Here is a 25,197-nt window from a genome sequence, read left to right as displayed (position 1 = left end):
GAGACCTGCGTCACGACCTCTACGATGGGGCGCGTGATCCGCGCCGCCGCACACCCAGGCACCGAAAGGGGAGTTGACCAGCGATGAGCAACCCCTACGTCCCAATCCTCTTCCTGCTGGCGCTCGGCTTCGGGTTCGCCGCGCTGTCGGTGGGCACCAGCCTCGTCGTCGGGCCCAAGCGCTACAACCGCGCCAAGTCCGAGCCCTACGAGTGCGGCATCCAGCCCTCGCCGCGGGCCGACGGCGGTGGTCGCGTGCCGATCAAGTACTTCATCACGGCCATGCTCTTCATCATCTTCGACATCGAGTCGGTGTTCCTCTACCCGTTCGCCGTCGCCTTCGACCAGCTCGGCCTGTTCGCGCTCGTCGAGATGGTCCTGTTCATCCTCACCGTGTTCGTCGCCTACGCCTACGTGTGGAAGCGCGGCGGTCTGGAATGGGACTGATGACCACGCTCGCCACCACTGTTCACCCGATCGGAAGGGGTCTCTAGATGGGACTCGAGGAGAAGCTCCCCGCAGGCTTCGTCCTGACGACGCTCGAGAACGTCGCCGGATACATGCGCAAGGCCTCGATCTGGCCCGCCACGTTCGGGCTCGCCTGCTGCGCCATCGAGATGATGGCCGTCGGCACCCCGGACTACGACATCGCCCGCTTCGGCATGGAGCGCTTCTCGGCGACGCCGCGACAGGCCGACCTCATGATCGTCGCCGGACGCGTTTCCAACAAGATGGCGCCGGTCGTCCGCCAGGTCTACGACCAGATGCCCAACCCCAAGTGGGTCATCTCGATGGGCGTCTGCGCCAGCTCGGGCGGCATGTTCAACAACTACGCGATCGTGCAGGGTGTCGACCACATCATCCCGGTCGACATCTACCTGCCCGGCTGCCCTCCGCGCCCCGAGATGCTGCTCAACGCCATCATCGAGCTGCACGACCAGATCCAGAACTCCAAGCTGGGCGTGAACCGGATCGCCGCCGCACGTGCCGCCGAGGAGGCCGCCCTGCGCGCCACCCCGACCCACCTCATGCAGCCGACCCACGACCACGAGGCGCTGACCGCGACGCCCGGGAGGAACCTCCTCGCATGAGTGACGACGCCAAGGCGAGCGCCGAGAAGCCCACGGCGACTCCGCCGGACCCGACCCTGGACTCGCACGACTTCCACGCCACCGACGTCGACCTCACCAAGGCGCTGGCGACGGACGACACCACGCCCGTCCAGGTCGGCGAGCGCCGCGGGATGTTCGGCGCGACGCGCGGTGGCGACACCTCCGGCTACGGCGGACTGCGCACCCCGATCCTCTTGCCCGGATCGTCGCAGAAGCCCTACGGCGGCTACTTCGACGAGCTGACCGACACGCTCGGTGCAGCCCTCGACGCTGCCGGTGACACGGCATACGTGCATGCCGTCCAGCGTGTGGTCGTCGACCGGGGCGAGCTCACGCTGCACATCGCCCGCGAGGCGCTGCCGACGGTGGCCCGCACGATGCGCGACGACCCTGCCCTGCGCTTCGAGATCTGCACCGGGGTCTCGGGGGTCCACTTCCCCAACGAGACCGGTCGCGAGCTGCACGCGGTCTACCACCTGCTCTCGATCACCCACAACCGCCGTGTCCGGCTCGAGGTCACCGCGCCCGAGGGCGACCCCACGATCCCCTCGATCGTCGAGACCTACCCCGCGGCCGACTGGCACGAGCGCGAGACCTGGGACATGTTCGGCATCATCTTCGAGGGCCACCCCGCCCTCACCCGCATCCTCATGCCCGACGACTGGCCGGGGCACCCCCAGCGCAAGGACTACCCGCTGGGTGGCATCCCGGTGGAATACAAGGGCGGCACGGTCCCGCCGCCCGACGAGCGGAGGTCGTACAACTGATGGCCACTCACGAAGAGACCACACGCAACGCCGGCACCACCGACACCTCGACGGTCTACGAGGACATCCCGGCCGACGAGCAGAGCCCCGGCCTGGACCCGGCCCTGGGCGACGGCCACGAGAACGACCTGCGCGACCCCTACGCGACCACCGACGCCGACCGCGAGGACGGTGCACGCGTGTTCAACGCGAGCGGTGGCGACTGGGGTGACCTGGTCGACGAGGCCACCGCGCTCCACGAGGAGCGCATCGTCGTCAACATGGGTCCGCAGCACCCGTCCACCCACGGCGTGCTCCGACTCATCCTCGAGCTCGACGGCGAGACGGTGACCGAGGCCCGCGCGGGCATCGGCTACCTGCACACCGGCATCGAGAAGAACATGGAGTTCCGCACCTGGGTGCAGGGCGTGACCTTCTGCACCCGGATGGACTACCTCACCCCGATGTTCCAGGAGGCGACCTACTGCCTGGCCATCGAGCGCCTCCTCGGCATCGAGGACCAGATCCCGGAGCGCGCGACCATCATCCGCGTCCTCATGATGGAGCTCACCCGCATCAACTCCCACCTCGTGTGCATCGGCACCGGAGGCATGGAGCTCGGTGCGACGACCGTCATGACCGTCGGCTTCCGCGAGCGCGAGCGCATCCTGCGCATCTTCGAGGCCGTGACCGGCCTACGCATGAACAACGCCTACATCCGCCCTGGTGGGGTCTCGCAGGACCTCCCGCACGGCTGCCTCGACCAGATCAACGACACGGTCCCGCAGCTGCGCAAGGGCATCCACGAGATCGAGCTGCTCCTCAACGAGAACCCGATCCTCAAGGGTCGTCTCGTCGACGTCGGCTACCTCGACCTCGCGGGCTGCATGGCCCTGGGCGTCACCGGCCCGATCCTGCGCTCCACCGGCCTGCCGCACGACCTGCGCAAGAGCCAGCCCTACTGCGGCTACGAGACCTACGACTTCGACGTCATCACGCGCACCAACGCCGACGCCTACGACCGGCTGCGCATCCGCCTCGACGAGATGTACGAGTCGCTCAAGATCGTCGAGCAGTGCGTCGAGCGCCTCAAGAAGGTCCAAGGGCCCGTCATGGTCGAGGACAAGAAGATCGCGTGGCCGGCCCAGCTATCGGTCGGCAGCGACGGCCAGGGCAACAGCCTCGACCACATCCGCGAGATCATGGGCACCTCGATGGAGTCCCTGATCCACCACTTCAAGCTCGTCACCGAGGGCTTCCGGGTGCCGGCCGGCCAGGCCTACGTCCCGATCGAGTCGCCCAAGGGCGAGCTGGGCTGCCACCTCGTCTCCGACGGTGGCACGCGTCCCTACCGGGCGCACTTCCGGGACCCGAGCTTCAACAACCTGCAGGCCGTCGCCGCGCTGTCCGAAGGCGGCCAGGTCGCCGACGTCATCGTCGCGGTGGCCTCGATCGACCCCGTCATGGGAGGCGTGGACCGCTGATGGACTACTACGGATTGCAGACGGCCTCCGGTCACCTCACCGTGTCACCGGAGTCCAAGGAGCCGTATGCCGCGGAGCAGCTCGCGCAGCTGCACGCGGACGCCGAGCAGATCATCGCCCGCTACCCGCAGAAGCGCTCGGCGCTGCTCCCGTTGCTGCACCTCGTGCAGTCGGTCGACAGCTACGTCACCGGTCGTGGCATCGACTTCTGCGCCGAGATCCTCGAGCTGACCCGCGCGGAGGTGTCGGGGGTCGCGACCTTCTACACCCAGTACAAGCGTCACCCCAACGGTGAGTACACCGTCGGCGTCTGCACGAACACGCTCTGCGCGATCATGGGCGGCGACGAGATCTGGGACTCCGTCTCCGAGCACCTGGGCATCGGCCACGACGAGACAACCGCTGACGGCAAGGTCACCCTCGAGCGCATCGAGTGCAACGCGGCCTGTGACTACGCCCCCGTCGTCATGGCCAACTGGGAGTTCTTCGACAACCAGACCCCGGAGTCGACCAACCAGCTGGTGGACGACCTGCGTTCGGGCGCCCCGGTGAAGCCGACCCGCGGCCCCAACTCGGTGTGCACCTTCAAGCAGATGTCGCGTGTGCTCGCCGGCTTCCACGACGGCCGCGCCGACGAGGGCGTCGGCGCGGGACCGGCCTCGGTCATCGGCCTCGAGGTCGCGCACGAGAACGGCTGGGAGGCACCCCAGGGATCCGAGGACCACGCCTCGGACGACTCGGGCACCGACGGCACCGACGGCTCCAACAGCGACACCGCCACCCAGCCCAGCGCCGAGGGTGACACGGTCGAGGGCAAGGCCGCCGGTCGCCACAGCTCGGTCAACGCGCACGCCAACGAGCCCGACGAGAAGCCCGGCGGCGAGAAGGCCAAGGAGCCGGCTGAGACGTCGGCCGACACGTCCGACGCCTCGGACAAGCCGGAGAAGTCCAAGAAGTCCAAGAAGTCGGACAAGCCCGCGAAGCCGTCCACGCCCCAGGCGGAGGCCGAGCCGGCCACGCTGTTCGACGACGGCACCTCCACCAAGGAGGCCGAGCCCAAGGGCGAGGCGCCGCTGGTGGGCACGCCAGCCTCTCCCGCCTCGCAGGGCGCCACCGTCCAGACCGACGGCGAGGCCCCTCCGGGCTTCTCCACCTCGTCCTACGGCGACGGCTCCGTCGACCCGGCGCTGGACGGCACCGGCCCCCAGGGTTGGGTCATCAAGGGCAGCCCCGCCTCCATGCTCTTCCACACGCCGACGTCACCGACCTACGCACAGACCTTGGCCGAGGTGTGGTTCCGTGACGAGGCCGCTGCCCGGGCGGCGGGCTTCACCAACGCGCAAGAACGCACGCAGAAGGGCGACGAAGCATGACCATCACCCCACGACGTTCTTCGCTCCTTCGTCCCTCCGATACTTTGCGAGGACCCCGATGAGCACCACGCTGACGCCGATCCTCACGAAGTTCTGGGACGACCCCCAGAGCTGGACGCTCGAGACCTACGAGCGCAACGAGGGCTACAAGGCGCTCAAGAAGGCCCTGGCCATGGCGCCGGCCGACCTGGTCCAGGCCACCAAGGACTCCGGGCTGCGCGGACGCGGTGGAGCAGGCTTCCCGACCGGCATGAAGTGGGGCTTCCTGCCCCCGCCGGACGGCGGACCCCGCTACCTCGTCGTCAACGCCGACGAGTCCGAGCCGGGCACCTGCAAGGACATCCCGCTCATGATGGCGGCACCGCAGTTCCTCATCGAGGGCTGCGTCATCACGTCCTACGCCATCGGCTGCAACCACGCCTTCATCTATGTGCGTGGCGAGGTCGTCCACGTCTACCGTCGCCTCCTGCGCGCCGTCGAGGAGGCCTACGCCGCAGGCCACCTCGGCAAGAACATCCACGGCTCGGGCTTCGACCTCGACATCACCGTGCACGCCGGTGCCGGCGCCTACATCTGTGGTGAGGAGACCGCGCTCCTCGACAGCCTCGAGGGACGTCGCGGCCAGCCGCGGCTCAAGCCGCCGTTCCCCGCCGTGGCCGGGCTCTATGCGCGCCCGACGGTGGTCAACAACGTCGAGTCGATCGCCTCGATCCCGCCGATTCTGCTCCACGGCGCCGACTGGTTCAGCGACATGGGCACCGAGAAGTCCCAAGGCTTCGGCATCTTCAGCCTCTCGGGCCACGTCAAGAACCCCGGCCAGTACGAAGCACCGCTCGGCATCACGCTGCGCGAGCTGCTCGACATGGCCGGAGGCATGCGCGACCCCGAGAAGGCGCTGAAGTTCTGGACCCCCGGTGGCTCCTCGACTCCGCTCTTCACGGCAGAGCACCTCGACATCCCGCTCGACTTCGAGTCGGTCGCGGCGGCCGGCTCGATGCTCGGCACGCGAGCCCTGCAGATCTTCGACGAGACGACGTGTGTCGTGCGCGCCGTGGACCGCTGGACCGACTTCTACAAGCACGAGTCCTGCGGCAAGTGCACCCCCTGCCGTGAGGGCACGTGGTGGCTCAAGCAGATCCTCGGCCGGCTCGAGCACGGGCTGGGCGACGAGGAGGACCTCGAGAAGCTGCTCGACATCTGCGACAACATCCTCGGCCGGGCGTTCTGCGCGCTCGGTGACGGTGCGACGAGCCCGATCACGAGCTCCATCCAGTACTTCCGGGACGAGTTCATCGCCCACCTCACCGAGGGCCGCTGCCCGTTCGACTCCAGCGAGTCGACGCTCTTCCACAAGGACCGCGTGACGGCATGACTGTGACCGACGACGACAAGCGCACCGAGAAGCCGGCGGTCGAGATGGTGGACCTCACCATCGACGGCATCGACGTCTCGGTCGCCAAGAACACCCTCGTGATCCGTGCGGCCGAGCAGGCAGGCATCGAGATCCCGCGCTTCTGCGACCACCCGCTCCTCGAGCCGGTCGGCGCGTGTCGCCAGTGCCTCGTCGAGGTCGCGACGCCCGGTCCCGACGGGACGCTGCGTCCCATGCCGAAGCCGCAGGCCTCCTGCACGATGACCGTCTCGCCCGGCATGGACGTCAAGACCCAGCACACCTCCCCGGTCGCCGACAAGGCGCAGCACGGGCAGATGGAGTTCCTCCTCATCAACCACCCCCTGGACTGCCCGGTCTGCGACAAGGGCGGCGAGTGCCCCCTGCAGAACCAGGCGATGAGCAACGGTCGCGCGGTGAGCCGCTTCGAGGACATCAAGCGCACCTACCCCAAGCCGATCAACATCTCCAGCCAGGTCCTCCTCGACCGCGAGCGCTGCGTCCTCTGCGCGCGGTGCACCCGCTTCTCCGAGCAGATCGCCGGTGACCCGTTCATCGCCCTGGTCGAGCGTGGTGCCCTCCAGCAGGTCGGCATCTACGAGGAGAAGCCCTTCGAGTCCTACTTCTCGGGCAACACCGTCCAGATCTGCCCGGTCGGCGCCCTCACCGGGGCGGCCTACCGCTTCCGGGCCCGTCCGTTCGACCTCGTCTCCACCAAGAGCGCGTGCGAGCACTGCGCCAGCGGCTGCTCCATCCGCACCGACCACCGCCGCGGCTCCGTCCTGCGCCGGATGGCCTCCAACGAGCCGCTGGTCAACGAGGAGTGGAACTGCGACAAGGGCCGCTGGGCCTTCCAGTACTCCACCCTCCCGGACCGCCTCGAGCTGCCCATGGTCCGCAAGGACGGTGAGCTCCAGGTCGCGTCGTGGCGCGAGGCCCTCGAGGCCGCGGCGCAGGGACTCAAGGCAGCCTCCGGCGCCGGCGTCCTGGTCGGTGGGCGCGTCAGCGCCGAGGACGCCTACGCCTACGGCAAGTTCGCGCGCACCATCCTCGGCACCAACGACGTCGACTTCCGCGCCCGGCCACACTCGGCCGAGGAGGCCGACTTCCTCGCCTCGCACGTCGTCCTCACCTCGCCCCAGTCCGGTGCGGTCACCTACGCCGACCTCGAGCAGGCCAAGACCGTCGTCCTCGCGGGCTTCGAGCCCGAGGACGAGAGCCCGATCGTCTTCCTGCGCCTGCGCAAGGCGTCGCGCAAGAACAAGACGGCCGTGTATGCCGTGTCGCCCGTGGCGACCCGTGGCCTCACCAAGGTCGCCGGTCACCTCATCCCCACCGCCCCCGGCACCGAGCCCGAGGTGCTGGACGCCCTCGGCAAGGGCTCGGCCAGTGGCGCACCGGGCAATGGTCCCGACACCGTGCGTGACGCGGCCGAGGCACTGCGCGGCGAGGGCGCCATCATCCTCGTCGGCGAGCGTCTCGCGACCGTGCCCGGCGCCCTGAGTGCCGCCGCCCGTCTCGCCGAGACGACCGGCGCGCGCCTCGCCTGGGTCCCGCGTCGCGCGGGGGAGCGCGGTGCCCTCGAGGCCGGTGCCTTCCCCACGCTGCTCCCCGGCGGCCGCGACGTCACCGACGCCTCGGCACGCGCCGAGGTGGCCGCTGCCTGGGGGGTCGTCGGACTGCCCGGCACCCCCGGGCGTGACGCCGCTGCGATGCTCGAGGCAGCCAGCACCGGACAGCTGGGAGCGCTCGTGGTCGGAGGAGTCGACCCGCTCGACTTCGGCTCGGCCAACGCGATGCAGGCGCTCGAGTCGACCTTCGTGGTCTCCCTCGAGATCCGTGAGTCCGCGGTGACCGCCGTGGCCGACGTCGTCCTGCCCGTCGCTGCCCACGCAGAGAAGGCCGGCATGTTCGTGGACTGGGAGGGGCGCGTGCGTCACTTCGACCGCGCCATCGACACCGGCTACGTCAGCGACCACCGTGCCCTCGACATGCTCGCCGACGAGCTCGGCGAGTTCCTGGGCTGCCGCACGGTCGCCGAGATCCGCACCGAGATGCAGCGCCTCGGCGTCTGGCAGGGCGCTCGCGCCGCAGCCCCCTCGGTCGAGGCCGGAGAGGTCCCCAGCGCCGAGGACGGTCACCTCGTGCTCGCGACCTGGCGCCACCTCCTCGACAAGGGCCGGCTCCAGGACGGCGAGCCGTTCCTCGCCGGCACGGCCCCCAAGCCGGCCGCCAAGGTGTCAGCCGCCACCGCCGACTCGCTGGGTGTCGTCGACGGCGACACGGTGACCGTGGTCGCCGGAGACTCGACGGTCACCGTCCCCGTCGCCATCACCGAGATGGCCGACCACGTCGTCTGGCTTCCGACCAACTCCGCCGGCTGTGACCTCCGGGGCACCCTCGCCGACGCACCGGCCATCCGCGTCTCCGTCACCAAGCTGGACAAGGTGGACTCACAATGAGCACTCTTCTGGCCCTCCACGACGCAAGCGGCGCGTTCGCCGAGAACGCGCTGACCGGCATACAGGCGCTTGCTGCCGAAGGCAAGGACAACCCGACGGCCGACTTCTCGGACACGCCGTGGTGGATCTCGCTCATCAAGGCGCTGATCATCTTCGTCTACCTGCTCGTGTCGACGCTGATGGTCATCTGGTTCGAGCGTCGCGTCATCGGTCGGATGCAGCAGCGCCCCGGCCCCAACCGCAACGGCCCGTTCGGTCTGCTCCAGACGCTCGCGGACGGCATGAAGGCCATGCTCAAGGAGGACGTGACCCCCGCCAAGGCGGACCGGTTCGTCTTCACGCTGGCGCCGCTCATCACCGCGACGATGTGCTTCATCGGCTTCGCGATCATCCCGCTCGCCGGTGAGATCAGCCTCTTCGGCCACCGCACGCCGCTGCAGCTCGCCGACTCCTCGATCTCGGTGCTCTTCGTGCTCGCGATCGCCGGCATCGGCATCTACGGGGTCGTGCTCGCCGGCTGGTCCTCGGGTTCGCCCTACCCGCTCATGGGTGGCCTGCGCAGCTCGGCCCAGATGATCTCCTACGAGATCGCCATGGGCCTCTCGCTCGTCGCCGTCTTCCTCTACAGCGGCTCGATGTCCACCTCGCAGATCGTGGGCGCCCAGCACAGCATCTGGTACATCATCCCGGCGTTCTTCAGCTTCTTCGTCTACGTCATCACCATGGTGGGCGAGACCAACCGCCTGCCGTTCGACCTCGCCGAGGGTGAGGGTGAGCTCACCGGTGGGTTCCACACCGAGTACGGCTCGATGCGCTTCGCCATGTTCTTCCTCGGCGAGTACATCAACATGTTCACCGTCTCCGCCCTGGCCACCACGATGTTCCTCGGCGGGTGGCAGGCGCCTCCCGGGATCGCGGCGATCAACGACGGCATGTTCAACGAGGGCTGGTGGGGCCTGCTGTGGTTCACCATCAAGCTCTGGATGTTCATGTTCTTCTTCGTGTGGCTGCGCGGCTCGCTGCCCCGCACCCGCTACGACCAGTTCATGCGCTTCGGCTGGAAGTTCCTCATCCCGGCCACCCTCGCGTGGGTCGTGCTGGTCGCGTTCTTCCGTGGCGCCCAGAACGGCTGGTTCGGGGACGCCGCCCTCGAGCTCGCCGGTCGCCGCTTCCCGGTGGCGTCGCTGGCCATCGTCGGACTCGTGGCCATCGCCGCGCTGGCCTTCGGCTGGTGGTGGGACAGCCGTGCCATCGCCAAGGAGGCCGCGGCCGCCCAGGGCCCGCCCGACGAGATCGACCCCTACGCCGGGGGCTACCCCGTCCCGCCGCTGCCCGGACAGCGGCTGCGCGAGACCGCCAAGGTGGGCGCCCCGGCGCTGCCCGGCGCCGACCCCGTGACGTCAGAGCCTCGCGGCGGCGCCACCCAGTACGACTTCACCGACAAGGAGGCCCCCCGTGGCTGATGATCAGAAGAAGAAGGGTGGATTCTTCTCCGACATCTTCGCCCCCGTGGGTGGGTTCGGGGTGACCTTCGCGACGATGTTCCGCAAGGTCGCGACGACCGAGTACCCCGAGGAGAAGCGCCCCACCGCACAGCGCTTCCACGGCCGGCACCAGCTCAACCGTCACCCCGACGGCCTGGAGAAGTGCGTCGGCTGCGAGCTGTGCGCGTGGGCCTGTCCCGCGGACGCGATCCTCGTCGAGGGCGCGGACAACTCCGACGCCACCGGGCAGCGGTTCTCGCCCGGTGAGCGCTACGGCCGCGTCTACCAGATCAACTACCTGCGCTGCATCTTCTGCGGCCTGTGCATCGAGGCGTGCCCGACGCGTGCCCTCACGATGACCAACGAGTACGAGCTGGCCGACAACAACCGCACCGACCTCATCTTCACCAAGGAGCAGCTGCTCGCTCCGCTCCAGGGCGGCATGGTGCCCGCCCCGCACCCGATGGTGCAGGGCATGGAGGAGCGCGACTACTACCAGGGCAAGGTCTCCGAGGCCACCGACGCGCAGAAGGAGTGGGTCTCGGAGCACCACGTCAAGGACACCCAGGACGCGACGCAGGGGGCGGCGAAGTGACCGGCACCGGAGAAGCGGTCCTGTTCTGGATCCTCGGACCGCTCGCCGTCATCGGCGCGCTGGGCCTGATCTTTGCCCGCAAGGCCGTCCACGCCGCCATCGCCATGGCCATGACCATGGTCATCCTCGGCATCTTCTACCTCGCCCAGAGCGCGGACTTCCTCGGCGTCATCCAGATCTTCGTCTACACCGGCGCCGTGATGATGCTCTTCCTCTTCGTCGTCATGCTCGTCGGCGTCGACTCCTCCGACAGCATCGTCGAGACCCTCAAGGGCCAGCGCGCCGCGACGATCGTCCTCACGCTCGGTCTCGCCGCCCTGCTCATGGGAGCCATCGGTCGGATCACGATCGGTGACGCCAGGGCCGACAAGCTCGCCGCGCGCAACGCCGAGACCGGCAACGTGTCCGGCGTCGCGGAGCTGATCTTCGGCCGTTACGTCTGGGTCTTCGAGGCCACGTCGGCCCTGCTCATCACCGCCGCCCTCGCGGCGATGGTCCTGGCCCACCGCGAGCGCCTCGGCAACCGCCCCGACCAGCGCGCGTGGAGCGAGCGACGCATCCGCAGCGGCGAGAACCTCGCCGGCCTGCCCGTGCCCGGCGTCTACGCCCGTCACAACGCGGTCGACACCCCGGCCCTGCTGCCGGACGGCACGCCGAGCGAGCTCTCGGTCTCGCGCGTCCTCACCGCCCGCGACCAGGTCGGCTCGGCCGCACCGTGGGTCGAGGCCGAGCACGACGTGGAGCGCGAGCTGGCCGACGCCGACTGGTCAGCCAACGCCCGCAACGACGGTGACGGTGCTGCGGCCCGCACCGACGGTGACCCCTTCGAGGAGGACCGGCGATGAGCCTCATCAACTACATCTACCTCGCCACGCTGCTGTTCGTCATCGGTGGAGCCACGGTGCTCACGAGGCGCAACGCCATCATCGTGTTCATGGGCGTGGAGCTCATGCTCAACGCGGCCAACCTCGTGTTCGTCACCTTTGCCCGGATGCACGGCAACCTCGACGGGCAGGTCATCGCCCTGTTCGTCATGGTGGTCGCCGCGGCCGAGGTCGTCGTCGGCCTGGCCATCATCATGGCGATCTTCCGTGCCCGCCGTTCGGCTTCGGTCGACGATGCCAACCTGCTGAAGCTCTAAGGGGCGCCCCAACGTGAACTCACTCGCACTGCTCGCCTCGCAAGGTGAGGTGGCCTCGGCCACCGGCGTCACGGCATACGCGTGGTTGCTCGTCGGCTTCCCGGTCCTCGGCGCGGCGGTCCTGCTCCTCGGAGGCAGGGCCACCAACGCGTGGGGGCACCTGCTCGCCACCGCGCTCTCGTGGGCCAGCTTCGTCCTCGGCTTCATCATGCTGCTCGCGATGGTCGGTCGCGGTCAGGAGGAGCGTGCTGCGCACGTCGGCGGCTGGAACTTCATCCCCGCAGGCCAGTTCCAGCTCGAGGCCGGCTTGCTCATCGACCAGCTCTCGCTCGCCTTCGTCCTGCTCATCACCTTCGTCGGCTCGCTCATCCACGTCTACTCCATCGGCTACATGGAGCACGACCCCAACCGGCGCAAGTTCTTCGCCTACCTCAACCTCTTCGTCGCGTCGATGCTCCTGCTGGTGCTCGCGGACTCCTACCTCCTGCTGTTCGTCGGCTGGGAGGGCGTCGGTCTGGCCTCCTACCTGCTCATCGGGTTCTGGAACCACCACCCGGCCTACGCGACCGCGGCCAACAAGGCCTTCTTCGTCAACCGTGTCGGTGACGTGGGCATGTCGATCGCGATCATGTTCATGTTCTGGAAGTTCGGCGCGGTGGACTTCGTCAGTGTCAACGCCGGTGCGGCCCAGGCCGGCTCGACCGCGATGACCATCCTGGGGCTGCTGCTGCTCGTCGGAGCCTGCGCGAAGTCGGCGCAGTTCCCGCTGCAGTCCTGGCTCGGTGACGCCATGGCCGGCCCCACGCCGGTGTCGGCGCTCATCCACGCCGCGACGATGGTCACCGCCGGTGTCTACCTCGTCGTCCGCTCGCACGAGATCTTCAACGCCGCGCCCAACGCGCAGCTCGCCGTCGCCATCGTCGGTGCCATCACGCTGCTCTACGGAGCGATCGTCGGTTGCGCCAAGGACGACATCAAGAAGGCGCTGGCCGCGTCCACGATGTCGCAGATCGGCTACATGATGCTGGCCGCGGGCCTGGGCCCGGTCGGCTACGCCTTCGCGATCTTCCACCTCATCACCCACGGCTTCTTCAAGGCGGGGATGTTCCTCGGGGCCGGGTCGGTCATGCACGGCATGAACGACCAGGTCGACATGCGCCGCTTCGGTGGCCTGTCCGGCGCCATGAAGATCACCTGGATCACCTTCGGCCTGGGCTGGCTCGCCATCCTCGGTGTGCCGCCGTTCTCGGGCTTCTGGTCCAAGGACAAGATCATCGAGGCCGCGTTCATCGGTGACGGGTGGAAGCCGTGGGTCTTCGGGTTCATCGCCCTCATCGGCGCCGGGATCACCGCCTTCTACATGTCGCGCCTGTTCTTCCTGACCTTCCACGGCAAGAAGCGCTGGATCGACGAGCGCGAGGACCCGGAGCGCGCCGTGCACCCGCACGAGTCGCCCCTGACCATGACCGTCCCGATGATCGTGCTCGCCGTGGGCTCCGGCCTGCTCGGCCTCATCCTGTCTTGGGGCGGCATGTTCAGCCACTGGCTCGAGCCGGTCGTCGGCGGCCACGGCGAGGAGCACCCCGTGCTCGCGGTCCCCGTGATCATGGTCCTGACGCTGCTGCTCGTCGCCGGGGGAGCGGGCTACGCCTGGATGCTCTACTGGCGTGACTCCGTGCCGCTGACGGCGCCGCGAGGCTCGCTGGTCACGCAGGCGGCCCGTGCCGACCTCTACCAGGACGCCATCAACGAGGGCCTGTTCATGCGCCCCGGCACCCACCTCACCCGCGCCCTCGTCTTCACCGACGGGTCGGGGGTCGACGGGGTGGTCGGCTCGCTGGCCGCCTCGATCGGCGGACTGTCCTCGCGACTGCGCCGCCTCCAGACGGGCTACGCCCGGTCCTATGCCTTGACGATGCTCACCGGTGTCGTCGCCGTCCTCGGAGCACTGTGGGTGATGAACTGATGTCCGGCCTGCCCCTGCTCACGCTTCTGATGGTCGTGCCGCTGGTCGGCTCGGCGGTCATCTGGCTGCTGCCGTCCGCCTCGTCGCGGTTGGCCAAGCCGATCGCGCTCGGCGTCTCGTTGCTGACCCTCGCTCTCGGGCTGGTCGCCTGGGGACAGTTCGACAACGGCTCGAGCGAGCGCTACCAGCTGACCGAGACGCACTCGTGGATCCCGCAGTTCGGGGTCTCCTACGCACTCGGCGTCGACGGCATCGCGCTGTCGCTGATTCTCCTGGCGGCGATCCTCACGCCCATCTGCCTGCTCGCGGCCTGGAACGACCTGGGCGAGGACGCGGAGCCGGCGCGCGAGAAGACCTACTTCGCGCTGATGCTCATCCTGCTCACCTTCATGGTGGGGGTGTTCGCGGCCCGCGACGTCTTCTTGTTCTACGTGTTCTTCGAGGCGATGCTCGTCCCCGTCTACTTCCTCATCGGGATGTTCGGCGGCCCGCGTCGCCAGTACGCCGCCGTGAAGTTCATCCTCTTCTCGCTCGTCGGCGGGCTGATCATGCTCGTCGCCGTCATCGGCCTCTACTTCCAAGGCCCGGGCGGGGACCACGGCTTCCTCTACGAGTCGCTCGAGGGTGCTGTCGGCGGGTCCACCGCGACGCAGCGCTGGCTGTTCGTCGGCTTCTTCATCGCGTTCGCGATCAAGGCCCCGATGTGGCCCGTCCACACGTGGCTGCCCGACGCCGCTGCGGAGGCGCGCCCCGCCACCGCTGTGCTGCTCGTGGGTGTCCTCGACAAGGTCGGCACCTTCGGGATGCTGCGCTTCTGCCTCGGCTTCTTCCCGGAGGCTGCGAAGTGGGCCACCCCCGTGGTCATCACGCTGGCGGTGATCTCGGTGCTCTACGGCGGACTGCTTGCCATCGGCTCCCGCGACCTCATGCGCCTCATTGCGTTCACCTCGGTCAGCCACTTCGGCCTCATCGTCCTGGGCATCTTCGCGATGACGACCACCGGTGGAGCCGGCTCGACGCTCTACATGATCAACCACGGGTTCGCCACCGCCGGCCTGTTCCTGCTCGCCGGGTTCCTCATCTCGCGCCACGGCACGCAGCGCATCGCCGACTACGGCGGCTGGCAGCGCGTCACCCCGGTGCTCGCCGGCACGTTCCTCATCTCCGGGCTCTCCTCGCTGGCGCTCCCGGGGCTGTCGTCCTACGTGTCCGAGTTCCTCGTGCTCGCCGGGACGTTCCAGCGCTACCAGTGGGCCGCCGCGTTCGCGACCCTCGGGATCGTGCTCGCCGCGCTCTACATCCTGCTCACCTACCAGCGCCTCTTCACGGGGCCGCGCCCGACCTTCGTCGAGGCGGGTGAGCCGCGCGACCTCGGCCTGCGCGAGCGGGTCGTCATCGCGCCGATCATCGCGTCGTTCCTGGTGCTCGGGTTCTTCCCGAAGCCGGTCCTCGACCTCGTCAACCCCGCTGTGAAGCAGACGCTGCAGCTCGTCGGTGTCACTGATCCGGCGCCGACCAACGCCTCCGGGAGTGCCAAGTGACCGCCCTGTCCACCGCGATGCCGACGGCCTTCCAGGCCGTCCAGATCGACTACGCGGCACTGGCGCCGATGCTCGTCATCGTGGGCGCCGCGCTTCTCGGGGTGCTCGTCGAGGCGTTCGCGCCGCGCGGGTCCCGGCACATGATCCAGGTGGCCCTGACGCTCGTCGCGCTCGTCGCCTCGTTCGTGGTCCTCGCCCTCGTGTCGGTCGACCACCAGACCGTCACCGCCGGTGGCTCGATCGTGGTCGACGGCCCGGCGCTGTTCATGCAGGGAACCCTGCTGATCTTCGGCATCCTCGGTGTGCTGACGATGTCCGAGCGCTTCGGCGGCCGCTCCGCCGACGCCTTCACCCCGATGGGGGCCGCGACGCCCGGCTCGCCCGCCGAGGCCAACGCCGAGCGTGCGGGCTTCGCGACGTCGGAGGCCTTTCCGCTGACGCTGTTCGCGATGTTCGGCATGCTCATGTTCGTCGCCGCGAACGACCTCATCACGATGTTCGTGGCGCTCGAGGTGCTCTCGCTGCCGCTCTACGTCCTCACCGGACTGGCCCGGCGTCGTCGCCTGCTCTCGCAGGAGGGCTCGCTGAAGTACTTCCTGCTGGGCGCCTTCTCGTCGGCGTTCTTCCTCTTCGGTGCGGCACTGCTCTACGGGTATGCCGGTTCCACCGATCTCGCGGTCATCTCCCGCGCGATCACCACGGCCAACGGTGACCTCGAGGGACTGCTGCTCCCCGGTGTCGTCCTCACCCTCATCGGCCTGCTGTTCAAGGTCGGTGCGGTGCCCTTCCACTCGTGGACCCCGGACGCGTATCAAGGCGCACCCACCCCGGTCACCGGCTTCATGGCAGCGGCGACCAAGCTCGCGGCGTTCGGCGCCATCCTGCGCCTGGCCTACGTCGGTCTCGAGGCCTCGCGCATCGAGTGGCGCCTTGGTGTGGCCGCCATCGCCGTGCTGACGATGGTCGTCGGGGCGGTGGTGTCCGTGACCCAGACCGACATGAAGCGCCTGCTGGCCTACTCCTCGATCGCGCACGCAGGCTTCGTGCTCGTCGGGGTGCTCGCCTTCGATGTGACGGCGGTGTCCGGCGTGATGTTCTACGTCCTCGCCTACGGCCTGTCGACGATCGCCGCCTTCGCCATCGTCTTCCTCGTCCGCTCCGGCGGCTCCGAGGCGACCCACATCTCGCAGTGGGCAGGACTGGGACGCAACCACCCCGTGGTCGCCGGCGTCTTCTCCTTGATGCTCCTCGCGTTCGCGGGCATCCCGCTCACCTCGGGCTTCACGGCGAAGTTCGCGGTGTTCGCGCCGGCCGTCGCGCACGGTGGCCTTGCCGGCATCGTGATGGTCGTCGTCGGTGTCCTGGCCTCGGGAGTCACGGCGTTCGTCTACTTCCGGCTCATCGTGCTCATGTACTTCACCGAGTCCACGGCTGACGACGTCGTCGTCGCGCTGACCCCGTCGATCGCGTCGACGATCGCCATCACGGTCGGAGCCCTCGGCACGGTCGTCCTCGGCATCGTCCCGGGCCCGATCCTCGACCTCGCCGGTCGGGTGTCGCAGTTCATCCTGTGACCCTCGCCCTGCCGGAGGTGTCGGCCGGCCTGCAGGACCGGCTCACCGACGGGCTCGCGCGGGTCGAGGCGCTCATCGAGGAGCGCATCGACCACGACGACCCCTTCATCGCCGAGGCCAACGTGCACCTGCTGCGCGCCGGGGGCAAGCGCTTCCGCCCGATGCTCACCATCCTGGCCGCCGAGCTGGGCAACGGGGTCAACGACGAGGTCGTCATCGCGGCGGCGGCCGTCGAGCTCACCCACCTCGCCTCGCTCTACCACGACGACGTCATGGACGAGGCGGAGCTGCGGCGCGGGACGCCGACGGCCAACACGGCATACGGCAACTCCACGGCCATCCTCGTCGGTGACCTGCTCTTCGGACACGCATCGGCGCTGGTCGCCGAGCTCGGAGCGGAAGCCGTGCGCATCCAGGCCGAGACGTTCATCCGGCTGTGCACCGGCCAGATCCGTGACGACCGCCAGGCGCCCGAGGGCGAGGACGCGGGGGCCTACTACCTGCGGGTCCTCGAGGACAAGACCGGCGTGCTCATCGCCACCTCCGCGCGCTACGGTGCGATGTTCTCCGGATGTGACGACGACGTCATCGAGACCATGCGCGTCTATGGCGAGCGGCTGGGCATGGCCTTCCAGCTCGCCGACGACCTCATCGACATCGAGTCCTCCGAGGAGGAGCTCGGCAAGCTGCCGGGCATGGACCTGCGCGAGGGCAAGCGCACCCTCGCCGTCTCGCACGCGCTGGCCTCGACCGACCCCCACGACGCCCGGCTCCAGGAGCTGCTGCGCTCGGACCTCTCCGGTGACGCGGACCTGGCCGAGGCCCTTGGACTGCTGCGGGCGCACCCGGCGCTGGCACGGGCCCGCGAGGAGACGCGTGCGGTCGGGGTGCAGGCGCAGGAGGCGCTCGTCGGGCTGCCCGACAGCGAGGCCAAGACGGCCCTGCTCGCCCTGGCCACCTCGGTCACGCACCGCGTCTCCTGAGGCGACTGGCCTGTCCGCGGGAGGCCGGCAGTGCCACAGTGGAGTGCAGCGGTCGACCCGCGACCGCCCCACCCGAGGAGGGCGCTCATGCCTCACGGCGACATCACGCACATCGACATCCCCGTCACCGACATGGAGCGGGCCAAGACCTTCTACAGCTCGCTGTTCGGCTGGCAGATCGCCGAGCCGCCGGGGTTCGAGGGCTACCCCATGTGGCAGGCCCCCAACAAGATCAGCGGCGGTGGGCTGGCGCCTCGTGGTGAGGGCTTCACCCAGCCCCGTTCCTATGTCGAGGTCGACTCGATCGACGAGACCCTCGCCAAGGCCACGGAGCAGGGTGCGACGGTCCTCATGGACAAGAGCCCCATCAGTGACACCAGCTGGTGGGCCGTCCTGCAGGACCCCGACGGCAACTCCGTGGGGCTTTATGAGGGCGAGACCAGCACCGGCAGCTGAGACGCACCCTCAGCGCAGGAGGAAGTAGGCCAGCGCCGGGGAGGCCGACACGTCCCGGCACGGGTAGCCGAGGTTGGCCACATGGGCGGCGAAGTCGGCGTCGTCGCCCACCCCCTCGAAGGCGCAGAGCACCCGGCCGTAGTCGGTGCCGTGGCTGCGGTAGTGGAACATCGTGATGTTCCAGCGCGTGCCGAGCTCGGTGAGGAACCGCGTGAGGGCACCCGGGTGCTCGGGGAACTCGAAGCTGTAGACCTCCTCGTCGCGGCCCGGCGCGCGACCGCCGACCATGTAGCGGACGTGGGTCTTCGCGGTGTCGTCGTCGGAGAGGTCGACCGCCTCGTAGCCCGCCGCCGAGAGCTTCTCGTGGATCTCGCGCCCCTCGGCGGCACCGCCCGAGAGCTGCACACCCACGAAGATGCGTGCCTGCGACGTGCCGTCGGTGCGGTAGTTGAACTCGGTGACGGCACGACCGGCCAGCACGCCGCAGAAGCCGAGGAAGGCGCCGGCACGGTCGGGGATCGTCACGCCGTAGAGCGCCTCGCGGTGCTCACCGATCTCGGCCCGCTCGGAGATGTAGCGCAGGGTGTCGAACGGGACGTTGGCACCGGAGAGGACGTGGGCGAGGCGTTCACCCTGTATGCCGTGTGCCTCCGCATACTTCTTCAGTCCCGCCAGTGCCACGGCGCCGGCGGGCTCGGCCACCGCCCGCACGTCCTCGAAGATGTCCTTGACGGCGGCGCAGATCTCGTCGGAGCCGACCGTGATGACGTCGTCGAGGTAGCGACGGCACAGGTCGAAGGTGAGGTCACCGATGCGCTTGACCGCAACTCCCTCGGCGAAGCGGCTCACCTCGGCCAGCTCGACCGGCCTTCCGGCCTCGAGGGCCGCGCTCAGGCAGGCGGCGTCCTCGGGCTCGACGCCGATGACCTTGATGCCCGGCATGAGGTTCTTGATGAGGCCGGCGACCCCGGCGGCCAGACCACCTCCGCCGACGGGTACGAAGACCCGGTCGAGATGGGCGTCCTGCTGGATGAGCTCGAGGCCGATGGTGCCCTGGCCGGCGATGACCAGTGGGTCGTCGAACGGGGCGATGTAGATGAGACCGCGCTCCTCGGCCAGGCGCAGGGCCTCGGCCTGTGCGGTGTCGAAGGTGTCGCCCACGAGGACGACCTCGGCGCCGTGCCCCCGCACCGCCCCGACCTTGATCGGAGCGGTCGTGGCGGGCATGACGACGACGGCGTGCACGCCGAGGAGGGAGGCGGACAGGGCAACCCCCTGCGCGTGGTTGCCGGCGGAGGCGGTGATGACGCCTCGGGCGCGTTCCTGCGCGGTGAGCGCGCGCATGCGCGTGTAGGCACCGCGGATCTTGAACGAGTGGATGGGTTGGCGGTCCTCGCGCTTGACCTGGACGGAGTTGCCGAGGCGGGCCGAGAGGGACTCCATGGGCTCGAGCGGGGTGAGCACCGCTGCCTCGTAGACGGGAGCACGCAGGACGGCCCGCAGGTGCTCGGACCCGGTGGAGGCGGAGGGGAGCGGTGCGGACATGGACCAAGCAAACCGCGCCAGCGGTAGCCCCGTCATCAGCCCCCACCAGTCGAGACAGCCACGCCCTCCGTTCGACTGATTGCGCGTTGGGCCAGTTCCGGCACCGCACCCTCGTTCGACTGATTGCGCGTGGGGACAGTTCCAGCCGGCTCTTTTCCCCTGACCGACTGGCTGAAGGCGCAGTCAGTGGATGGTCAGTGAGCCTGTGGAGCTGCCACGAGGTCGTGGCGGCGAGGGATGGACAGGGCGACCACGACGCTGGCGAAGCACAACCCGGACGCGAGCAGCCACGCCGAGCTGTAGCTGCCCGACGAGGTCCGGATCCAGCCGGCGATCGAGGCGCCCACACCCGCGCCGACCATGTGCGAGGCGAACACCCAGCCGAACACGATCCCCGAGTCGGCGAGGCCGAAGTGCTGGCGGCACAGCGCGACGGTCGGCGGCACCGTCGCGACCCAGTCGAGGCCGTAGAAGACGACGAACACCCACAGAGCCGGTTGCACGTCAGGTGCGAGCACTGCGTCGATGGCGAGCAGCGAGAGGCCGCGCCCGCCGTAGTAGATCGCCAGCAGCACCCGGGAGTCGACCTTGTCGGTGAGCCAGCCCGAGGCGACCGTTCCGGCGATGTCGAAGATCCCGACGAGCGCGAGGAGGCCTGCAGCGGTCTGCGTACCCATGCCATGGTCGTGGGCGGCCGGGATGAAGTGGGTCTGGATGAGCCCGTTGGTGGACCAGCCGCACACCCAGAACGTCAGCAGCAGCGCCCAGAAGGTCCACGTGCGGCTCACCCTGGTGAGGACCGCGATGGCGGTGCGGGCGGGGGAGACGGTGGGCCGGGAGGCGGCCAGGAGCACTGCCTCCTCGGCGGCCCTCTCCGACTCCTCCGTGGCCCCGAACGGCAGCACCCCGCGGTTGGACGGGCGGTCGGCGAAGAGCGTCCCCACGAGCACGGCGACGACCAGCGCCAGTCCGGCGACCACGAGTGCCGCCGACCGCCACCCGTGCTGCGTCGCGGCCCATGCGATCGCCGGGAGGAAGACCAGCTGGCCGGTGGCATTGGCGGCCGAGAAGATGCCCATGACGAGCCCGCGGTGGGACACGAACCAGCGGTTGGCGACGATCGCGCCGAAGACGAGGGCCATCGAGCCCGTGCCGATTCCGATGACGAGGCCCCAGAGCACCCACAGCTGCCACGGCGAGGTCATGAAGGTCGTGGCGGCGCTCGCCAGCCCGACGGCGGCGAGCGAGATCGTCACGATGCGGCGGATGCCGAAGCGCTCCATGAGGGCTGCGGCGAACGGCGCCGTGAGTCCGTAGACCACAAGGTTGAGGCTCACCGCACCCGAGGTCGTCGTGCGTGACCAGCCGAACTCCTGCTCCACCGGGTCGAGGAGCACCCCGGTGGAGGACCGGAAGGCCGCTGCGGCCACCAGCCCGGCGAGCGTGACGGCGGCGATGACCCATCCGTAGTGGATGGGCCGGCGCGGCCGGTCGCCCACGAAGGGCTCGGCGCTCGCGTTCGCGCCCAGGGCGACGTCGTCGGTCATGCGACGATCCTGACAGTGCGCGGCGCGATCCCTAGTGGCAGGGGTGCCACATCACGCAGAGATCCAGCCAGCGCCTGACACGGCCGCCCGGTCAGGACTCCTCAGGCCGTGCGGGACAGCGCCGCATCGCACGACTGCATCGACAGGTGCGCGTCGTAGCTCACGCGGCAGCCCTCGCAGTAGACCTCCAGGACCGTGATCCGGGTGGCGGCCGGCACGACGTGGCGACCCGTTCGTGCGGCGTGCTCCGCGCGATCGGCCCCGCCCGCCCCCATGCCGACCAGCGCCGCCCCGACCCATTGATGACCCCTCATGTTGCGTCCCCACTCGGAAAAGTTCAGTTGACACGACGAATATTCGTTTCAATGATGGAGGCATGGCAATAGTCCGTTCGGGCCAGTCCCCGCCGCGCACCGATCCCGCGGCCCGCACCCCGCTGCGTGCGCGCCGCGCGGCAGTTCTGGCGCAGCTGCAGGCGGCCGGGACGCCCGTGCCGGTGGTGGAGGTCGCGCAGGCGACCGGGCTGCACGTCAACACCGCCCGCTTCCACCTCGACGCCCTCGTCGCGGACCGGCTCGCCGAGCGTCGGGTCGAGAAGGCAGAGGTGCGCGGCCGACCGCGGGTCCTCTACTCCGCGCACGTCGAGGACGCCGGGCCGCGCAGCTACCGCCTGATGGCCGACATGCTCTTGGACGTCGTCACGGCACTCGACCCACAGGGGTCCGCTGCTGGGGCCACCGGTCGGGCGTGGGGGTCACGGCTGGCTTGCGAGGTTGGGCCCCAGGGCGCCCAGGAGCCGCTTGCCCGGCTGGACACGGTGCTCGACGGCGTCGGCTTCGCGCAGACACGGCAGGAGGGGCCGCGGGGCGCGGAGATGCACATCCACCACTGCCCCTTCATCGAGCTGGCTCGGCAGCGGCCCGACGTGGTCTGCACCCTCCACCTCGGCCTGCTTCGGGGAGCGGCCGAGCAGCTGGACACTCCGGTGGAGGTGACGGACCTCCACCCCTTCGCCCGCCCCGGCGTCTGCGTGGCCACCCTGCGCGAGAGGGCGGGCGCCGATCGGGGATCATCGACCTGAAGGTTCCGTCCCCGCACCCATCGCCGCACCGCAGCGGCGCGACCGAGAGCAGGATCGCATGAGCCGCACCGAGCCGTTCGTCGACGTCGACGCGCTCGAGTCGGCGACGACCGGGCTCCCAGCGCCGCTCGTGGCCGTCGACCTCGCCGCCTTCGACGCCAACGCCGAGGACCTCGTGCGCCGCGCCGCGGGCCGACCGATCCGCGTCGCGAGCAAGTCCGTGCGCTGCCGCAGCCTGCTCCGGCGCGTGCTCGACCGTCCCGGCTTCGCCGGAGTGATGGCGTATGCCGTGTCCGAGGCCGTGTGGCTCGTGCGCCAAGGGTTCACCGACGTCTTCGTGGCCTACCCGAGCGTCGACGTGGACTGGATCCGCACGGTCGCCGAGGACGAGCAGCTGCGCCAGGAGATCACTCTCGCCATCGACAGCATCGAGCACGTGCAGTTCCTCACCGCCCAGGTCGGCGAGGGCAGTGGGCTGCGCGTCGCCCTTGACGTCGACTGCTCATTGCGGATCAGGAAGCTCCACCTCGGGGTCCGGCGCTCGCCCCTCCGCACCCCGGTGGAGGCCCTCGCCGTGACGAGGGCAGCGCTCGACGATGGCCTCGACGTCAGCGGGGTGATGTTCTATGACGCCCAGGTGGCCGGGATGCCCGATCGCGGGCCCCACCTCAAGACGCTCAAGAAGCGCTCGCTCGTCGACCTCGCCGAGCGTCGCGCACCCCTGGTCGAGGCCGTGCGTGCGCTCACCGACCTCGACTTCGTCAACGGTGGCGGCACGGGGAGCCTCGGCCGACTCGCGGCCGCCGACACCCTCACCGAGCTCGCGGCCGGCTCGGGCCTCTACGGGCCCACCCTGTTCGATGCCTACGACGACTTCACCCCCCGGCCCGCGATGACCTACGCCCTGCCAGTGGTGCGACGGCCGACCACGGGGGTCGTCACGGCATACAGCGGGGGCTATGTCGCCAGTGGCGAGCCCGGCTGGTCGCGCGTCCCCAGCCCGGTGGGTCGCGGGCTGTCGCTCATCCGCACCGAGGCAGCGGGGGAGGTGCAGACCCCGCTGCGCGGTCGTGCCGCGGACGGGCTGGCGATCGGTGACCGCGTCTGGATGCGTGGGGCCAAGGCGGGGGAGCTGCTCGAGCGCTTCGACCACGTCCACCTCGTCGAGGCGGGGCGCTTCGTCGAGACCGTGCCGAGCTATCGCGGAGAAGGGCAGAACTTCGGATGACGTGGAGCAACTGGGCCGGCAACGTCACCGCGGCGCCGGCACGCTTCGTCGAGCCCCACTCTGCCGACCAGGTCGCCGGGGCCGTGCAACAGGCGGCGAACCGTGGTGAGCGGGTCCGCGTCGTCGGGGCCGGGCACTCGTTCACGCCACTGTGCGCGACGGACGGCACGCTGCTGCGACTCACGCACCTCTCCGGCATCCTCGACGTCGACCGCCCACGCCGCCGGGTGCGCGTCACCGCGGGCACTCCGCTGCACGTGCTCAACCCGGCCCTCGAGGCCCTGGGTCTCGCCCTGCCCAACCTCGGTGACATCGACCGGCAGGGCATCGCCGGCGCCATCGCCACCGGCACCCACGGCACCGGCATCCGCCACCAGGGCATCGCCTCGGCCGTCGTGGGACTGGTGCTCGTCCTCGCCGACGGGTCCACGGTGTCGGTCGACGACTCGCACGACGCCGAGCTCTTCCAGGCGGCACGGGTCGGGCTCGGTGCGTTCGGCGTCGTCACGGAGGTCGAGCTCCAGTGCGTGCCGGCCTTCCGCCTGCGTGCGGTCGAGTCGCCGGGCCGCCTCGACGAGGTGGTCGAGGGCTACGAGCAGCTGGTGCACGAGTTCGACCACGTCGACTTCCACTGGTTCCCGCACACCGATCGGGTTCTCCTCAAACGGAACTCACGCGTCACGCCCGACGACCCGGGGCGGCCGCAGCCCGCCTGGCGGGAGTGGCTCGACGAGCGGCTCCTCAGCAACACCATCTACGAGGGGCTCAACCGCGTCGCGTCGGCCCGCCCGCGCATCGTCCCCCGGCTCAACCGGGTCAGCTCGCGCGTGCTCGGGGCCAAGGAGTACACCGACACCTCATGGAAGGTGTTCTGCACCTCACGCGACGTCCGTTTCCGCGAGAGCGAGTATGCCGTCCCGCGCGCTTCGCTGCCCGCCGTGATCTCCGCCCTGCGCGGCTGGATCGACACCCACGACGTGGCGCTGCCCTTCCCTGTCGAGGTCCGCTCGACAGGAGCCGACGACGTCTGGCTGTCGACGGCATACGAGCGGGAGAACGCCTATGTCGCGGTGCACCAGTACCGCCGGATGGACGACGGGGGAGTGTTCGCGGCGTTCGAGAGCATCGTGCGCGAGCACGCCGGCCGCCCGCACTGGGGCAAGCTGCACACACTGGGCGCCGAGGACCTCTCGCGGCTGTATCCACGGTTCGGTGATGTGCAGCGCGTACGCGACCGCGTCGACCCTGACCGCCGCTTCGCCAACGCGCACCTGACGCACCTCCTCGGCCCCTGACCGGCCCCGACTTGCCCACGCAGACCGCGGGACCCGCCGCCTGAAGTGGGTTTCTCTCACTCCGCCTGACCGCCGCGACCACGCAAAGTGAGAGGTTCTCCCTCGCGCGCTGACTGTCCACAGCCTCCGGCAGGGCTGACCGTTGTCCACAGATCTGGCTCGCGGGCAGCGCGCGCCCCCTCGAGTCGGCGAACG

The 25,197-nt window shown here is 69.6% G+C and carries 22 protein-coding genes; 19 read left to right on the top strand and 3 right to left on the bottom strand.

What is annotated here, in order from left to right:
• The first annotated feature begins 83 nt into the window (after nt 1–83).
• The 16 genes from ASG74_RS07815 to ASG74_RS07740 all read left to right on the top strand — a co-directional run bounded on the left by ASG74_RS07815 (nt 84) and on the right by ASG74_RS07740 (nt 18,306).
• Nucleotides 84–446, top strand: coding sequence for an NADH-quinone oxidoreductase subunit A (locus ASG74_RS07815; protein WP_056141104.1), 363 nt, complete (start codon nt 84–86; stop codon nt 444–446).
• Between the two features lie 47 nt (nt 447–493).
• Nucleotides 494–1,090: a NuoB/complex I 20 kDa subunit family protein gene (locus tag ASG74_RS07810; protein WP_056141103.1), complete on the top strand. Its 597-nt coding sequence runs from the start codon at nt 494–496 to the stop codon at nt 1,088–1,090.
• A complete protein-coding gene (locus ASG74_RS07805) occupies nt 1,087–1,878 on the top strand; it encodes an NADH-quinone oxidoreductase subunit C (protein ID WP_082569593.1) in 792 nt (263 codons plus the stop codon). The genes ASG74_RS07810 and ASG74_RS07805 overlap by 4 nt, the downstream gene beginning before the upstream one ends.
• Complete coding sequence (locus tag ASG74_RS07800) at nt 1,878–3,341, top strand: NADH-quinone oxidoreductase subunit D (RefSeq protein ID WP_235498852.1); 1,464 nt, start codon at nt 1,878–1,880, stop codon at nt 3,339–3,341. Before ASG74_RS07805 ends, ASG74_RS07800 begins: the two co-directional genes overlap by 1 nt.
• Complete coding sequence (gene nuoE / locus ASG74_RS17940) at nt 3,341–4,714, top strand: NADH-quinone oxidoreductase subunit NuoE (RefSeq protein WP_082569592.1); 1,374 nt, start codon at nt 3,341–3,343, stop codon at nt 4,712–4,714. Before ASG74_RS07800 ends, nuoE begins: the two co-directional genes overlap by 1 nt.
• A gap of 58 nt (nt 4,715–4,772) precedes the next feature.
• Nucleotides 4,773–6,086 (top strand): NADH-quinone oxidoreductase subunit NuoF, encoded by a 1,314-nt coding sequence (nuoF, locus tag ASG74_RS07790; RefSeq protein ID WP_056141101.1) that lies wholly within the window; start codon nt 4,773–4,775, stop codon nt 6,084–6,086.
• Nucleotides 6,083–8,566, top strand: coding sequence for an NADH-quinone oxidoreductase subunit G (locus ASG74_RS07785; RefSeq protein ID WP_056141099.1), 2,484 nt, complete (start codon nt 6,083–6,085; stop codon nt 8,564–8,566). The genes nuoF and ASG74_RS07785 overlap by 4 nt, the downstream gene beginning before the upstream one ends.
• A complete protein-coding gene (nuoH, locus tag ASG74_RS07780) occupies nt 8,563–10,029 on the top strand; it encodes an NADH-quinone oxidoreductase subunit NuoH (protein ID WP_056141097.1) in 1,467 nt (488 codons plus the stop codon). Before ASG74_RS07785 ends, nuoH begins: the two co-directional genes overlap by 4 nt.
• Nucleotides 10,022–10,645 carry an NADH-quinone oxidoreductase subunit NuoI gene (gene nuoI, locus ASG74_RS07775; RefSeq protein ID WP_056141094.1) on the top strand — a complete coding sequence of 208 codons (624 nt, stop codon included), beginning with the start codon at nt 10,022–10,024 and terminating at the stop codon, nt 10,643–10,645. Before nuoH ends, nuoI begins: the two co-directional genes overlap by 8 nt.
• Nucleotides 10,642–11,490, top strand: coding sequence for an NADH-quinone oxidoreductase subunit J (locus ASG74_RS07770; RefSeq protein ID WP_056141090.1), 849 nt, complete (start codon nt 10,642–10,644; stop codon nt 11,488–11,490). The genes nuoI and ASG74_RS07770 overlap by 4 nt, the downstream gene beginning before the upstream one ends.
• On the top strand, nt 11,487–11,786 hold the full coding sequence (gene nuoK, locus ASG74_RS07765) for an NADH-quinone oxidoreductase subunit NuoK (RefSeq protein WP_056141087.1): 300 nt from the start codon (nt 11,487–11,489) through the stop codon (nt 11,784–11,786). The genes ASG74_RS07770 and nuoK overlap by 4 nt, the downstream gene beginning before the upstream one ends.
• Nucleotides 11,787–11,799: 13 nt before the next feature.
• Nucleotides 11,800–13,752: an NADH-quinone oxidoreductase subunit L gene (gene nuoL, locus ASG74_RS07760; RefSeq protein ID WP_056141084.1), complete on the top strand. Its 1,953-nt coding sequence runs from the start codon at nt 11,800–11,802 to the stop codon at nt 13,750–13,752.
• Nucleotides 13,752–15,293, top strand: coding sequence for an NADH-quinone oxidoreductase subunit M (locus ASG74_RS07755; RefSeq protein WP_056141080.1), 1,542 nt, complete (start codon nt 13,752–13,754; stop codon nt 15,291–15,293). The genes nuoL and ASG74_RS07755 overlap by 1 nt, the downstream gene beginning before the upstream one ends.
• A gap of 17 nt (nt 15,294–15,310) precedes the next feature.
• A complete protein-coding gene (gene nuoN / locus ASG74_RS07750; protein WP_056143317.1) occupies nt 15,311–16,867 on the top strand; it encodes an NADH-quinone oxidoreductase subunit NuoN in 1,557 nt (518 codons plus the stop codon).
• Nucleotides 16,864–17,850, top strand: a complete 987-nt coding sequence (locus ASG74_RS07745; RefSeq protein ID WP_056141078.1) for a polyprenyl synthetase family protein — start codon at nt 16,864–16,866, stop codon at nt 17,848–17,850. The genes nuoN and ASG74_RS07745 overlap by 4 nt, the downstream gene beginning before the upstream one ends.
• Nucleotides 17,851–17,937: 87 nt before the next feature.
• Entirely contained in the window at nt 17,938–18,306 is a 369-nt protein-coding gene (locus ASG74_RS07740; protein WP_056141076.1) for a VOC family protein, read from the top strand.
• A 9-nt stretch (nt 18,307–18,315) separates the two neighbouring features.
• Here the strand turns inward: ASG74_RS07740 and ilvA are convergent, their stop codons facing one another.
• From ilvA to ASG74_RS17150, 3 genes are all read right to left on the bottom strand, one after another.
• Nucleotides 18,316–19,851: a threonine ammonia-lyase, biosynthetic gene (gene ilvA / locus ASG74_RS07735; protein ID WP_082569590.1), complete on the bottom strand. Its 1,536-nt coding sequence runs from the start codon at nt 19,849–19,851 to the stop codon at nt 18,316–18,318.
• 194 nt (nt 19,852–20,045) lie between these two features.
• Nucleotides 20,046–21,398 carry an MFS transporter gene (locus ASG74_RS07730; protein WP_056141071.1) on the bottom strand — a complete coding sequence of 451 codons (1,353 nt, stop codon included), beginning with the start codon at nt 21,396–21,398 and terminating at the stop codon, nt 20,046–20,048.
• A gap of 101 nt (nt 21,399–21,499) precedes the next feature.
• Complete coding sequence (locus ASG74_RS17150; RefSeq protein ID WP_156465323.1) at nt 21,500–21,712, bottom strand: hypothetical protein; 213 nt, start codon at nt 21,710–21,712, stop codon at nt 21,500–21,502.
• A 62-nt stretch (nt 21,713–21,774) separates the two neighbouring features.
• Between ASG74_RS17150 and ASG74_RS07725 the strand changes: the two genes are divergently transcribed.
• The 3 genes from ASG74_RS07725 to ASG74_RS07715 are packed head-to-tail and all read left to right on the top strand — an operon-like array spanning nt 21,775 to nt 25,002.
• Nucleotides 21,775–22,479 carry a helix-turn-helix transcriptional regulator gene (locus tag ASG74_RS07725; RefSeq protein ID WP_056141068.1) on the top strand — a complete coding sequence of 235 codons (705 nt, stop codon included), beginning with the start codon at nt 21,775–21,777 and terminating at the stop codon, nt 22,477–22,479.
• Nucleotides 22,480–22,537: 58 nt separating this feature from the next.
• Complete coding sequence (locus ASG74_RS07720) at nt 22,538–23,707, top strand: amino acid deaminase/aldolase (RefSeq protein WP_056141065.1); 1,170 nt, start codon at nt 22,538–22,540, stop codon at nt 23,705–23,707.
• On the top strand, nt 23,704–25,002 hold the full coding sequence (locus tag ASG74_RS07715) for a D-arabinono-1,4-lactone oxidase (RefSeq protein WP_056141064.1): 1,299 nt from the start codon (nt 23,704–23,706) through the stop codon (nt 25,000–25,002). Before ASG74_RS07720 ends, ASG74_RS07715 begins: the two co-directional genes overlap by 4 nt.
• The last annotated feature ends 195 nt before the right edge of the window (nt 25,003–25,197 follow it).

It is taken from the genome of Knoellia sp. Soil729, assembly GCF_001427985.1.
In the GTDB taxonomy this organism is placed as follows: domain Bacteria; phylum Actinomycetota; class Actinomycetes; order Actinomycetales; family Dermatophilaceae; genus Knoellia.
Note: the sequence above shows the minus strand (reverse complement) of the source record. Positions and strands in the feature narration are given on the sequence as shown.